The following is a 13,040-nucleotide window of genomic DNA, read 5'->3' on the forward strand; positions in this document are numbered from 1 at the left end:
ATATGAAAGTAAAAAGCTTGATGGATAAAAAATTTATTAAAATATATCCTGATTTTACTGTGCAGACGGTTATTGACTTAATGTATAAAAATAAGAAATTTAGCACACCAATTATTGATAATGATGACAAAATGGTTGGATGGACGACTGCTATTGATTTGATGGTTGTTACTGATAAAAATATTCCAATAAAGGACATTATGAGTCCCATAGAAGATGTAATCGTTGTAAATAAAAACGAACCTGCAAGGGAAGCAGTTACAAAAATCGTTGAATACAAAGTTATAAGCATTCCAGTTTTAAATGACAGAGGCCAGGTTGTTGGAATCGTTAGAAACTGTGACATTACTAAAACTCTTTCTAAACTTTACGATATTCCAGTACACGGCATTTTTAAATCATTAATGGGCGAATTAAAAGGAATTTCCTGGGAAGAATTAATGAATGCTGCGGCAATTGTTACAAAACAAACTACTGGTGAAACTATCACCGGTGAAGATTACGAAAGAAGAATAAAAGACTCTACATTTGGACAGGCGATCTGGGCATGTGGCGGACTTGAAAAATTCTTTACCGGCCTTATAAAGATAGGTGAAGTTGCACTTGCAAGGAAAGTAAGCTGCAAAAATGTAATAAAAAAATAACTAAAAATTTAGGTGTCTTTATGTCTGAACTTATAAATATCCCTAAATACGGCAGGAAAATTAATTTCTGGATCTGCCTTGAAAAAGCATTTGAAAAAAATGTTAAAATAGATATTGGGCACTTTAAAATCATTTGTATGTTTCTTGATGTCATGGAGTTCTACGAAACTTTGAGTAAGGATACTTCCAAAAAAGAAGCAAGAAAAATTCTTGAAAAAGAAGGAATATTTTCAAAAAATTCAGAATACATTTCAGGAGAATATTTAAAAAAGCATATTGATAGGGACAGTCGAGTTGCAGTTCATAACAGAATTAATGACTTAAGAAAACTTGAATTTATTATTGAAACCAAACCTGGACCACTTGGCGGATATAAATTATTAAAAACTCCGGACTGGTTTTTAAACGGAGAATAAAATTTTTAAAGTTACATTTCTTTTTTTGACATGATTTTTACAATATCACAATCGAGGTCCCCCATTGCCTTACTGATTTTTGAGATGTTTTGAACACATTCTTTAAAATTTTTGCCAACAATTCCATTTTCATGAGATATTTCAACATAAAGAGAAGAATAAGCTGCAAAACATCCTGATGCAAGTTTTAACGCGCATCCAACTTTTCCACCGTCACATATTATTCCGGGTAAGTTTGCAGTAAACGCCCTTGCGGCGCTATTGAGTTTTTTAAGATTTTTACCATTTTTATAGTAGCAAAGTCCAATAACTGCCCCCATTCCACCTTTACTTACGCATCCGCACATTGATGAAAGATAAGAAGAATTATACGTCGAATAGATTGTAACGAGCATTGCAAGAAGGAGTGATTTTTTAAGTTTTTCAAAATTATTTTCAGTTAAATTATCGTAGGAAATTATTGGAAGTGTTGCCATGAGTCCCATATTGCCGCTTTTTGCAACACTCATTGCAGGCATATTTTCTCCAGTCATTCTGGTGTTACAGGCTGAAGTTGTTTTATTTACCATGTTTGACAAGATATCGTTTCCGTAATTTAAAAAGTCACCTTTAATTAAATTTTTGTTTGTATAAATCGTTTTTTCAACCAAGTTGATGATTTCTTCCGGGATTTCATCCAGATAATTTAAAAAATCAGTTAATTCAAGACTTTTATATTCTTCTTTTTCAAAATCAGTTATTTCCAAACTTATTTTTTCTTTTTCAATTTTCGGAATTACAACATTTAAGTGATTGTCTTTAATTAGCGATTCAAAAAATTTCCCAGAAGTATCTTTAATTTTCACACCACAATATAATGGTCCATCTAAAACTTTTACTTCGAGTCTTTTTTTGATAAAATCTTCTAATTTTTGATCATATTTTATATCGTTAAAAATTAAAAGTTTGTTTTTGGAGTTTCCCAGAAGTCCCCCAACTACTGCAGGAAGTATTCCGTATTTTTTAGTATTTGGAACTCCAACGGCATAAGCATTTTTAAAAGAGCCGTTATTTAGAGTAACTTCGATTTTTTCGATTGAAAATGGGTACGAAATATTACATAGTGAAATTGCATAACCGATTAATCCAACTTCAGTGCACCCTAAAGCTTCGGTTACCTCGTTTTTTAATACTTTTGTGATTAAAATGCGTTTAGAATCATCCATAATATCAGCTAAATCTTTAGAAAATAAAAAAATATTTTAAAAAAATTAATTTAATCAAAAATCTTTTTTATGTATGGTTCAAAAGGAACTATCTCATCTTTTGTTCTCGGACTTATTGAAGCTACTTTCAAGATTTTGTTTTCTGAATCTAAATCGATTGTAAGGGTTCCTGGAGTTAATGTAATGCTTGATGCGAGTAAAACCTGACCCATCAAACTGTTTATATTTGTATTAATTTCGATAACTTCCGGGTCGATTTTGCCATCGAAACTTCTTTTAACTACATCGATCCATGCTTCGCCTAAAGCCTTCAAAAAAACAATTAAATACCCGAAAAATCCAAAAAGCTTCATTTTAACACCTTTGTCCATAAGAAAACAATTCGTAATTATCAATAATGATAAATAGCTATATATAATTATCGTAACTATAAAAATATTAAAAAGAAGGCTTATTGTTTTAGAGATTTGAAAACAAAACACGATTTACTTTCAGAGTTTATGGTGTTCTAATTCCAATCCAAAATTGTTATTAATGGTGATAAGAATGAACGAAGAACTTCAAAATCAATTCATGGCGCTCGATGTTTACAACCAACAGGTGGATAAACTTAAAGAAGAGCTTTCAAACATTGATATGATGATAATGGAGCTTATAAGATCCATTGAATCTATGGAAAGCATGAAAGTTTCTAAAGAAATCTTGTTGCCCCTTGGTGCAGGTGCATTCGTAAAAGCAGAAGCTCAAAACCCTGAAAAAATCATCCTTTCAGTAGGGGTAGATGTTTTACTTGAAAAAGACGTTGATGAAGTGATAGTTGACTTCCAAAAAAGTGTCAAAGAACTTGAGGAAACCAAAGAACTCGTAAACACCCAAATCCAAAAAACAAATCAGGAAATTGTAAAATTAAGATCTGAACTCGAAAAAAGAGCTGCTGCAATTGAACAAAGAAACGCTCAAATGAGACCAAAAACAAACTAATTTTGCCTAATTTTTAACTTTTAAATTAAATTTTAAAAACATAATTAAAATATTTAATCTAAAACGAGTTACAATTTAACCCTTGCAAATATATTTGAATTTATCGATATATCTGCCTAAAATAAAAATGGTGGACCTAGCCGGATTCGAACCGGCGACCCTCGCCTTGTAAGGGCGATGTCATAGCCAACTAGACCATAGGTCCCTTCTGCTTCTCTTGGCTCTCGTTCTGAGAGCAAAATAAACATTGCATTCATAATATATAAATTTTTCGGTAAGCTTTGAAAACATGAGATTTGTGGTAAGATGAAAGATCAAATAAAGTCATTTGAACAAGATAGGAATTTGATAATTGAAGACTCGAAAAATTCAAAAAATAATATTAAAGACGTTCAAAAAATCATTGAAACTCTGAAAGATGAAAAAAATGCAAAAAACGTTGTGGTAGACTTTACAGAATACAATCCACTTCATAACGGGCACAAATACTGCATGGATTTTGGTAAAAGTGAAGGTCTTTTTATCAGTATTATTCCTGGACCCCTTGAAAGAAGTGGAAGAGGAGTTCCATATTTAGTTAATAGGGATATTCGAGCAGAGATGGCATTGCTTGCTGGTGCAGACCTCGTAGTTGAAGGGCCTCCAATGGGAATTATGGGGTCGGGCCAGTACATGCAGTGTTTGATAAAGATTTTTTCCGCATTGAATGGAGACATTATACCTCGTGGATATATCGAAGAAGAAACGATGGAAAAAGTAATTAATTCGATAAATAATGGATGCCACATAAAAGTAAAACCATACAATATTTCCTGCATTGAAACTGGTGAAAAACTCGGGGAAAAATTGGAAATCGATAACTACGTAATTGCTTCGATGTCTTACACAATATATAAATTAAAAGAAAAATTCCCGAAATGGAACCCTAAATTCAAATTTATCGAAAGGATTGAAGGAATAAGTGGAACAAAAATACGAGAAGGAGTTTTTAATAATAATTTCGAATCAATAAAACATATGCTTCCAGAAACCACGATTAATGTCTTTAAATCTTTTGGAAATGATTTATCTAAAATTATTCTGAAAAGAAATGAAGAAATTGTCCTTGATACTGTTAATAATTTTGATTCGAATAAATATTTGCCAGAAAATATTTCAGAAAAATTAAATGAAAAAGAATATTACGAATCAATTGAAGAAATAAAAGAATGTATCCCGAGAGGTTTTTCAAAAAATAACATTGAAAGAACAATCTCAAAACTAGAAGCGAGAATAGAAAAGGAAACTATCTCAAAATACATCGAAAATTATCCGGCAAATTTAAGAATTTTAAAGGGGATAAATAATAATGAATAAAGGGGGTAGGTAATTTTGCAAAAACAAAGATTTTGCCTCGATACAACTGCAATTACAGATAGCGACGTTAGGAGATCATTAGGGGTTTCAAATATTTCAGAATCCGCAGAAAAAATAATGGATATTATTGCGCAAGCACGAGTACAGCTCGATATTTCATGTCATATTCCATATAATACTGTTTATAAAGAACTTGTTGGTTTTTTAATTAGGGAAGAGTGCGCACCTGAAACATTGATAAAAGTAGACACGTGGCTTGTCAAAAAAACTCCAAATCGGTACGAAATAAAAATCCCTGCTGAAATATTTTATGAATATATAAAAGATTTAAGGGAAAGAATAAATAAAGGGATGAGAATAAGTGAAAACGCAATGTATGAAACAGCCTTGGAAGCATACATACTCTCAAAACCTGACGAAAAAGATAGGGAAGACGTGTTAAACGAGGTCCTGTCAAAAACGGTTAACAGTTTTAGAGACAAATATCGAAATACACTTCGAGGAGGTACTCTTGACAGTGCCCCCGATTTAGATGTTCTTTTGTTAGCAAAAGAGCTCGACGCAGCAGTTGTTGCAAATGACGAAGGTATTGAAAAATGGGCTCAAAGACTCGGGCTTAGATTCGTCAACGCAAGAGATTTTCCATTCATACTTCAAGAATATCTTGATTTATGGGATAAAAAGTAAATTTAGAATATTTTCATAATTCTAAAACTTAAAACTACTAAAACACGGTGAGAAACATGGTACTCTTGATTATTAGAGGCGACAGCTACGAAAAAATTAAAAATGCAATAGCTGATGTTCATAGGCATGCTAAATTAACAATACTTGGAAAACCAAGAATAATGGTTCCAGAAGCTGCAGATGAAATTTTGGAGCATATTGTTGGAGACATTAAAAAACCATGTAAAAAAGCTTGCCTTGTCAGGATTGAGGAAAATGCGCCAAGAGCAATCGACAGGATTAGAAAAATTCACCCTCCTGCACATATTGTAATTGTTAGCGAGAGGCACGAACCTTACTTTTATCTCTTAGAAGACCTTCCCAAAATGCCGCTTTTAAAAGGTTACTACAAAAGTAAAAGTCTTGATTCAGACGAAGAAATCGAAGAATCACAACATTAACATAAATTAAATTATTTTAAAAATTATCGGGGTGAATAAATGAAACAAGTCAAATCAGTAAATTTTAGAGAATTAGACAAAAAAATAAAAGAATACTGGAAAAAAGAAAATACATACAAAAAGGTAAAGGAATTAAACGAACACGGCCCTGAATACTATTTTGTTGACGGTCCTCCGTACTGTTCTGGTGCAATACACCTTGGAACTGCTTGGAATAAAATTATAAAGGATACTGTTTTAAGATTTAAGAGAATTCAAGGATACAACGTATTGGATAAAGCTGGATGGGATATGCACGGGCTTCCTATCGAAGTTAAAGTAGAAAATGAATTTAATATCGGCTCTAAAAAGGATATTGAAACAAAAATCGGAACTTTAGGATTTATAAACAAATGTAAAGAATTTGCATTGAATAATCTCGAATTCATGCAAGGCCAGTTTGAAAATTTAGGTATATGGCTCGATTTTGAAAATGCATACATGCCAATTAAAAGAGACTACATGGAAATGGGCTGGTGGACACTTAAAAAAGCTCATGAAAAAGAATTACTTACAAAAGACTTGAGATCAGGATACTGGTGCCCAAGATGTGAAACTTCGCTTGCAGAACACGAAGTAAGAGGAGAATACAAAGAAGTACTCGACCCTTCAGTTTACGTAAAATTCAAACTTGAAAAAAGCGATGAATACATTACAATCTGGACTACAACCCCATGGACTCTTCCATCAAACATGCTTGTATGTGTAAATCCAGAATTCGATTACGCTTATGTTAATGTTGAATTTGAAAATGGAACATCTGAAACTTGGGTAATTGCTGAAAAATTGGTAAATGACGTAATGAAAAAGGCTGAAAAGAATAATAAAATCTCAAAATTCGGCATTTCAAAAGTAGTCAAAGGAGATTCATTAATTGGTTTAAAATACATTCACCCACTCCTTGAAGAAAACGAAAAACAGCAAGAATTTGCAAAAATAGAAAATGTGCACACAATTGTTCCAGGAGACCACGTAACTCTTGAAGGAGGAACTGGTTTAGTTCACACCGCACCAGGATTTGGTGAAGACGACTTTAACATTGGTAAAGAACATAATATTCCAGTATACGCCCCAATTGATGATAACGGAAGATATACGGATAGCATATGGAAAGGAACTTTCGTAAAAGATATGGATGAATCAGTTATTGAAACACTGGTATCCAAAAATTTACTCGTAAACTCTGGAAAAGTAAAACACACTTACCCACACTGCTGGAGATGTAAAACACCACTTTTATTCAGAGCGACTGAACAGTGGTTCCTTTCAATCTCAAAAATAAAAGACTCCATCATAGAACAGGGTAAAACCGTTGACTGGGTTCCAGACTGGGTTAAAACAAGATACGTTAACGGAGTAAGTTTTGTTGGAGACTGGAACATCTCAAGACAGAGATACTGGGGAATTCCACTCCCAATCTGGATCTGTGAAGAATGTGGAAATTACGAAGTAATCGGTTCAGTTGATGAATTAACAGAGCGAGCTAACGAAAAAGATTTAGATTTAAGCGACATTCACAAACCTGCAGTTGATAAAATTACGCTTACATGTTCCTGTGGCGGAAAAATGAAAAGAACTCCAGATGTTTTAGATGTCTGGTACGACAGCGGTTTGGCACCATACGCTTCGATTGGATCCAAAACCCTCAAAAAAGCTAAATTTATTACTGAAGGAAACGACCAAGTTACAAAATGGTTCTACTCACAACATGCATTGAGTGCAGTTGTATTTGACGATACTTCTTATGAAAAATGTATGATGCACGGCTTTACACTCGATGAAACCGGGGAAAAAATGAGTAAATCATTAGGAAACATTGTAAGCCCTGATGATGTTACAGAACAGTACGGTGCAGACGTTTTAAGGTTCTATTTGTTAAGTGCAAACAAAGCTTGGGAAGATTTAAGATTTTCATACTCAGAAATGGATGAAACCAGAAGCATGTTAAATACGCTCTGGAATTCGTACGCATTTTCTGCAAACTACATGGTGCTCGATGATTTCATTCCAAATGACGAATATTTCAAGCATGTTAAAGATGAAGATGCTTGGATATTGAGTAGAATAAATACCGTTGCTAAAGAAGCTGTTGAAGCTTTAGAAAAACCTCATTTACATACATACACGTGGACACTTAGAGATTTCGTTCTTAACGACTTCTCGAGATGGTACATTAAATTAATTCGTGATAGAACCTGGATGGAGAAAAACGATGTGCAGAAATTATCTGCATACCAAACATTATACTACGTTATCATGAAGTTAATTTCGATAATGGCTCCGGTAACCCCTCACATTTCAGAAGAAATCTACCAGAACTTGAAAACAGAAGATATGCTTGAAAGCATCTTTATGAACAAGCTAACAATTGAATCCGGATTTATCAATGAAACACTTGAAAAAGACACTGAAATTATCAGGGAAATTGTAGATTCAATTCTCAAAGGAAGAGATAAAGCAAAATACACTTTAAGATACCCGATTACAAAAATAACGCTTCCGGAAAATATTGCTGAAACGATTGAAAAATACGGCTACATTATCAAAGAACAGGGTAACGTAAAAGAAATCGAATTAAAAGAATTTGAAGGAAACGTAACAGTAAAACCAAACTTCAAAGAACTTGGAAAGATATTCAGAAGCGATGTTCCAAACGTTGTTGCTGCAATAAACTCAGTAGATCCAAAAGAACTCAAAGAAAGCTTGAAATCTGGAGAATTTGAAGTTTCCGAATATGTTCTAAAACCAGAATATGTTGAATTCAGGGTCGAAATTCCTGAAAATATCATCGGTGTAGAATTTTCAAAAGGAAACGTTTACATCAACATTGATATGAACGATGAAGTAATCAAAGAAGGATTGGTTAGAGAAGTTATTAGAAGAATCCAATCGATGAGAAAAGATATGGATTTAGATATTAATGAAAAAATCAATGTTAAACTAAAAGGAATCGATTTCAGTAGCGATTACTTATCACATATCGCAAATGAAGTCAGAGGAAACTTCGTTAATAGTTTAACGTCAGATTACAATCAAAAATGGACAATAAAAACGCCAAATGAAGAAACTTACAATATCTCAATCGATATTGAAAAAATGAAATAAAATTCTTTTTTATATTTTTTGATAATTATTTACTGCTAATTTGAGTAGTAACTTGAAATATCAACTGCATTTTCTGCATCATCAGGAAGTTCTATATCCTGAACTTCATTGATATTTTTTAAGCTTAATACGTAGTTAATCTCAAAAGATTCTCCGGATTTATCAGTTCCTTTGATATTCGCGGTTGTTTTTACAATATACCCGTATGATTTGCTAACATAGTATGTAATCTCAGCCATATCCCAATCCGAAACTTCGCCTTCTTCGACATTGTATTCAGATGCCATGGCATTATACATATCATCTACATCCATTCTTACTTTATAACATGGAATTCCATTTACCGTTTCTTCCCCATCTAATGTAAAATTATTATTTTCTAAATTGTAAATACTTTCATTATATTGGGACAACACATCAAAATTGCTTTCGAAATCCCCATATTCCGATGGAACTTTCATCCACTGGCTTCCCCCATTTAAGATGGTTCCCATGTACATTGCACCTTCAAAATAATAGTATTCGATACTACCATTTTCAGATACTAACGAGAGATATGCCTTTTTATTTTTAGTGTCGACTTTTCCAGTCCCACTCATCTCGATATTTCGACCATTTATTTTAGAATTCATTGTATAGTCGTATGAATACATCCAAATTTCATTTTGATTTCCAATCAAGTCCATAATTTCCGAGTTTTTATTTGTATTCAAACTTGAAGAACTTTGTGAATCGTAATTTTCAGATTCAACTGCATCTGAAGATTCGTATTCTGAACCGGAGGTATTCTCAGCACAACCTGCAAATGAAACTGCGATTAAAATTGCAAAAATAAGTTGAAATGTAAAAAATTTTTTGTTAAACATGTTATCCCCCAAAATTCACCTTTTTTAGGTAAATACATTAAAAATATGAAATTGAGGATATATCAAGATTTTGAAAAAACAATTATTTTGGAAAACTTGAAAAAATGATTAAAAAAGTAAAGACTTTAAAATGGAATAATAGACTTCAAAAAATGTTCCAAGAATTGATAAATCGTTTTCTTTTGCATGATTAAATATTATCCAGTCCAAAGTTTCCATGCCACCTGCAATAAATATGAAAATTAGAATTGAAAGGAATTTCAGTAAAAATTTCAGTTTTTGTTTTTTTGTCCATACTTCTTTTTTTTCGATCAATGGCAGTTTGTAAATTGAATATTCGATTCCAAGAACTATTGCCATTGAAAATCCGGCATACTCAAAAATTCCATGCGGAATTATTGCAAGCATATCTGAAAAACTTAAACTTGCCCCTAAAATCCCCGTAAGTGGATTTAATATGATTAGTACATAAAAAAACAACAAAACATTGAAATAATCGTTTATTGTTGATTTTCCTTTTGAAATATCTCTTGTATATATATACGGAAGCAATACAAAAACTAAAAATATAGTTATACATGCAAGAGAATTGCTTATAAAGTACGAATACCAGATCGAATAGTAATTTATTCCTATTTGAGAGGATACTGCTGTTGAAATTACTTCATATTTAGCAGTTGTAAGAACTCCAGCAGATTCAACGTTTATTAGAGGTTTTAAAAGTTTACTTATTATCAAAGTTGTAAATAAGCCGATCCAAGACAAAAAATAAGTTAGGATAAATTTATTTGTGAAGTTCAGGTTTAAAAAACTACTAAACTGTTTTTTTAAAAATTCAAAACTCAAAATTCATCCCCTCAACAAAATATCAAAAATTTTTTATGTTTTTAAAATATATTTAGTTTATGATTATTTTATAAATTTTAGGAATTATTATTCATTTTAAAATTGTGTGAAAAACATGAAAAGAATAGTTATTGCAGGCACTTCTTCAATGGTTGGAAAAACGACCATATCGACCGGAATAATGAAAGCACTCTCTAAAAAAAATAACGTGCAACCATATAAAATCGGGCCTGACTACATAGACCCCACATATCATACAGAAGCTACTGAAAATAAATCGAGGAATTTAGATTCATTTTTTATGGATAAATTGCAGATTAGATCACTTTTTAAAAAACATTCTAAAAATAAAGATATAAGCGTTATTGAAGGTGTGAGGGGATTATACGAAGGAATTTCACCATATAACGATATTGGCAGTACTGCATCAGTTGCAAAAACATTGAATGCTCCGGTAATTTTATTAATGGATGCAAGAAGCCTTACGAGAAGCGCTGCTGCAATAATTAAAGGTTTTAAATCTTTTGATACTGAATTAAACATTAAAGGTGTTATTTTCAATAAAATTAGGGGTGAAGGACACTTAAATAAATTAAAAGAAGCTGTAAAATATTATGACAATGAAATCGAAATAATTGGTGCAATTCCGCGGGATGAAGGGTTATCTGTTTCCCAAAGGCATCTTGGACTTGTTCCCACCCCGGAAAATAAGCAAGGATTACTTGAAAGAATAGATTTATGGGGAAATACTGTTGAAGAATGTCTCGATATTGAAAAAATAGTGGAATTAAGTGATAAAAGTTTCGATTTTTGCGTTGATGAAAAAAATAAGGATGAAACTCTCTGGAAAGTTGAAAAAAATAATTCAAAAATTGCTGTTGCGTTTGATGAATCATTTAATTTTTATTACTGGGATAATTTCGATGCAATGGAAGAAAACGGTGCAAAACTAAAATTTTTTAGCCCGTTAAATGACTCTGAAGTTCCAGATTGTGACACCATATATCTTGGTGGAGGTTATCCAGAAATATTTTCAGAAAAACTTTCAGAAAATAAATCTATGATTGATTCAATTAGGAATTTTGATGGAAAAATTTACGGCGAATGTGGGGGGCTGATGTACCTTACAAACTCCATTGATGGTAAAGAAATGTTGAAATTGATAGATGCAAATGCGGTAATGACCCCAAACGTTCAGGGCTTAAGTTATGTCAAAGGAACTTTTGAAAAAGATTGTATCATCGGTGAAAAATCTAAAGAATTTAAAGCACATGAATTCCACTATTCAAAACTAATAAATATTAATGAAAACGACTTTTCATATAGGATAAATAGGGGAAAAGGAATAATAAACTCCATGGATGGAATAACTTCAAAAGGTGGCGACATCGTTGGAGGTTATGCTCACCAGCACTGCATTGGAAATCCCTACTTTGCAGCGAGCCTTTCTAAAATCTAAAACCGGTGCACCAAATGGATAAAGTCAAAAGTTTATTAAAACATGGTTTCAATCTTGCAATAGATATTAGTGCAGATATTCTATTGATATTTACTGAAACCGGACGAACTTACGAATATTACAAAGATCAGGAAGCAATCTACAAAAGGGCCCGTAAAAACAGGTCATCAAAAGACTTCAAAAGTTTAAAAGTAGTTGTAACTACACCAAATGAAGAAACTTTTTTGAAGTTAAAAAATGAACCCAAAATTATACCGCTTTTGATGACATATCGGAATGATGATAGGTCTTCGATGATAAAACAAGCTGTAACAAATCTTTTTTCAAATAATATTGTTAAAAAAGGAGATATTGTTGTATCAATACTTGGTATTCCAAAAGTTACGGGTGGAACGGACACAATATCTATCTTTGAAGTAAACGAATACCCTCAGATCCTCAAATATTATGAATACATATCTACAATTGAAAAAACGAAAGGAAAAGTTATCAATGAAGTTTTAAACCTTTGTATGGAACTTGCAGTTGAAGGGAGGGAGGGAACCCCTGTTGGTTCAATATTTGTAATCGGTGATTCAGAAAGAGTTCTAAAAATGTCATCACAATTGATTTTAAATCCTTTTGAAGGTCATGAATCTTTTATATTTGATAAACAGGTTAAAGGAACAGTTAAAGAATTATCCACAATAGATGGTGCATTTATAATTGGTGAGAAAGGGGAAGTACTCTGTGCTGGTCGTTATATAAGCTGTAGCGGTGGAAATATAGAACTTCCACTGGGCCTTGGTGCAAGACATCACGCTGCTGCAACTATCTCAAAATATACTAATGCCCTTGCAATTACTATTTCAGAAAGCGGCGGGGTTATAAGAATTTTTAAAAACGGAGAAATACTATCTGAAATAAAACCTAAAAAAATAAGTAATGATACCGAATACTCATATTAATCCTAAATAATTCTTTTTTAAAATTTAATTTAAACCCCCATATTTATAA

The 13,040-nt window shown here is 32.3% G+C and carries 13 protein-coding genes and 1 tRNA gene; 9 read left to right on the forward strand and 5 right to left on the reverse strand.

All coding sequences use genetic code 11. The features are described 5' to 3' along the window. Positions 1-2 precede the first annotated feature (2 nt). Entirely contained in the window at positions 3-644 is a 642-nt protein-coding gene (locus HNP90_RS01490; protein ID WP_011977098.1) for a CBS domain-containing protein, read from the forward strand. Between the two features lie 20 nt (positions 645-664). Next, positions 665-1,060: an HTH domain-containing protein gene (locus HNP90_RS01495; RefSeq protein ID WP_011977099.1), complete on the forward strand. Its 396-nt coding sequence runs from the start codon at positions 665-667 to the stop codon at positions 1,058-1,060. Between the two features lie 11 nt (positions 1,061-1,071). Here HNP90_RS01495 and HNP90_RS01500 read toward each other — a convergent pair whose 3' ends face one another. Next, positions 1,072-2,265, reverse strand: coding sequence for an L-serine ammonia-lyase, iron-sulfur-dependent, subunit alpha (locus HNP90_RS01500; RefSeq protein ID WP_011977100.1), 1,194 nt, complete (start codon positions 2,263-2,265; stop codon positions 1,072-1,074). 50 nt (positions 2,266-2,315) lie between these two features. Beyond that, positions 2,316-2,747: a monovalent cation/H+ antiporter subunit E gene (locus HNP90_RS01505; protein ID WP_309500980.1), complete on the reverse strand. Its 432-nt coding sequence runs from the start codon at positions 2,745-2,747 to the stop codon at positions 2,316-2,318. A 64-nt stretch (positions 2,748-2,811) separates the two neighbouring features. Here HNP90_RS01505 and pfdA point away from each other — a divergent pair, with 64 nt between their 5' ends. Beyond that, positions 2,812-3,246: a prefoldin subunit alpha gene (gene pfdA / locus HNP90_RS01510; protein WP_011977102.1), complete on the forward strand. Its 435-nt coding sequence runs from the start codon at positions 2,812-2,814 to the stop codon at positions 3,244-3,246. A gap of 128 nt (positions 3,247-3,374) precedes the next feature. On the opposite strand, the gene HNP90_RS01515 is transcribed toward pfdA, so the two are convergent. Beyond that, a tRNA-Val gene (locus HNP90_RS01515) sits at positions 3,375-3,451 on the reverse strand. 101 nt (positions 3,452-3,552) lie between these two features. Here HNP90_RS01515 and HNP90_RS01520 point away from each other — a divergent pair. From HNP90_RS01520 to ileS, 4 genes are read left to right on the forward strand one after another with little or no spacing between them, the layout of a single operon-like run. After that, positions 3,553-4,602, forward strand: coding sequence for a nucleotidyltransferase family protein (locus HNP90_RS01520; RefSeq protein WP_011977103.1), 1,050 nt, complete (start codon positions 3,553-3,555; stop codon positions 4,600-4,602). Positions 4,603-4,617: 15 nt separating this feature from the next. Continuing rightward, positions 4,618-5,289 carry an RNA ligase partner protein gene (locus tag HNP90_RS01525; RefSeq protein ID WP_011977104.1) on the forward strand — a complete coding sequence of 224 codons (672 nt, stop codon included), beginning with the start codon at positions 4,618-4,620 and terminating at the stop codon, positions 5,287-5,289. 56 nt (positions 5,290-5,345) lie between these two features. Beyond that, positions 5,346-5,729 carry a DUF356 domain-containing protein gene (locus tag HNP90_RS01530; protein WP_011977105.1) on the forward strand — a complete coding sequence of 128 codons (384 nt, stop codon included), beginning with the start codon at positions 5,346-5,348 and terminating at the stop codon, positions 5,727-5,729. A gap of 39 nt (positions 5,730-5,768) precedes the next feature. Beyond that, positions 5,769-8,873, forward strand: a complete 3,105-nt coding sequence (ileS, locus tag HNP90_RS01535; RefSeq protein WP_011977106.1) for an isoleucine--tRNA ligase — start codon at positions 5,769-5,771, stop codon at positions 8,871-8,873. Between the two features lie 35 nt (positions 8,874-8,908). Here the strand turns inward: ileS and HNP90_RS01540 are convergent, their stop codons facing one another. Together HNP90_RS01540 and HNP90_RS01545 are read right to left on the reverse strand one after the other, a co-directional pair. Further along, the gene (locus HNP90_RS01540) at positions 8,909-9,739 is read right to left on the reverse strand and encodes a hypothetical protein (RefSeq protein ID WP_011977107.1); all 831 of its coding nucleotides are present in this window, start codon (positions 9,737-9,739) and stop codon (positions 8,909-8,911) included. 108 nt (positions 9,740-9,847) lie between these two features. After that, entirely contained in the window at positions 9,848-10,585 is a 738-nt protein-coding gene (locus HNP90_RS01545; protein ID WP_011977108.1) for a hypothetical protein, read from the reverse strand. Between the two features lie 115 nt (positions 10,586-10,700). Between HNP90_RS01545 and cfbB the strand changes: the two genes are divergently transcribed. Together cfbB and HNP90_RS01555 are read left to right on the forward strand one after the other, a co-directional pair. Further along, the gene (gene cfbB / locus HNP90_RS01550) at positions 10,701-12,044 is read left to right on the forward strand and encodes a Ni-sirohydrochlorin a,c-diamide synthase (protein WP_011977109.1); all 1,344 of its coding nucleotides are present in this window, start codon (positions 10,701-10,703) and stop codon (positions 12,042-12,044) included. A gap of 14 nt (positions 12,045-12,058) precedes the next feature. Next, positions 12,059-12,991 carry a diadenylate cyclase gene (locus HNP90_RS01555; protein WP_011977110.1) on the forward strand — a complete coding sequence of 311 codons (933 nt, stop codon included), beginning with the start codon at positions 12,059-12,061 and terminating at the stop codon, positions 12,989-12,991. Positions 12,992-13,040 lie beyond the last annotated feature (49 nt).

The organism is Methanococcus maripaludis (assembly GCF_013760955.1).
GTDB classification, from domain to species: Archaea; AGJL01; Methanococci; order Methanococcales; family Methanococcaceae; genus Methanococcus; species Methanococcus maripaludis_A.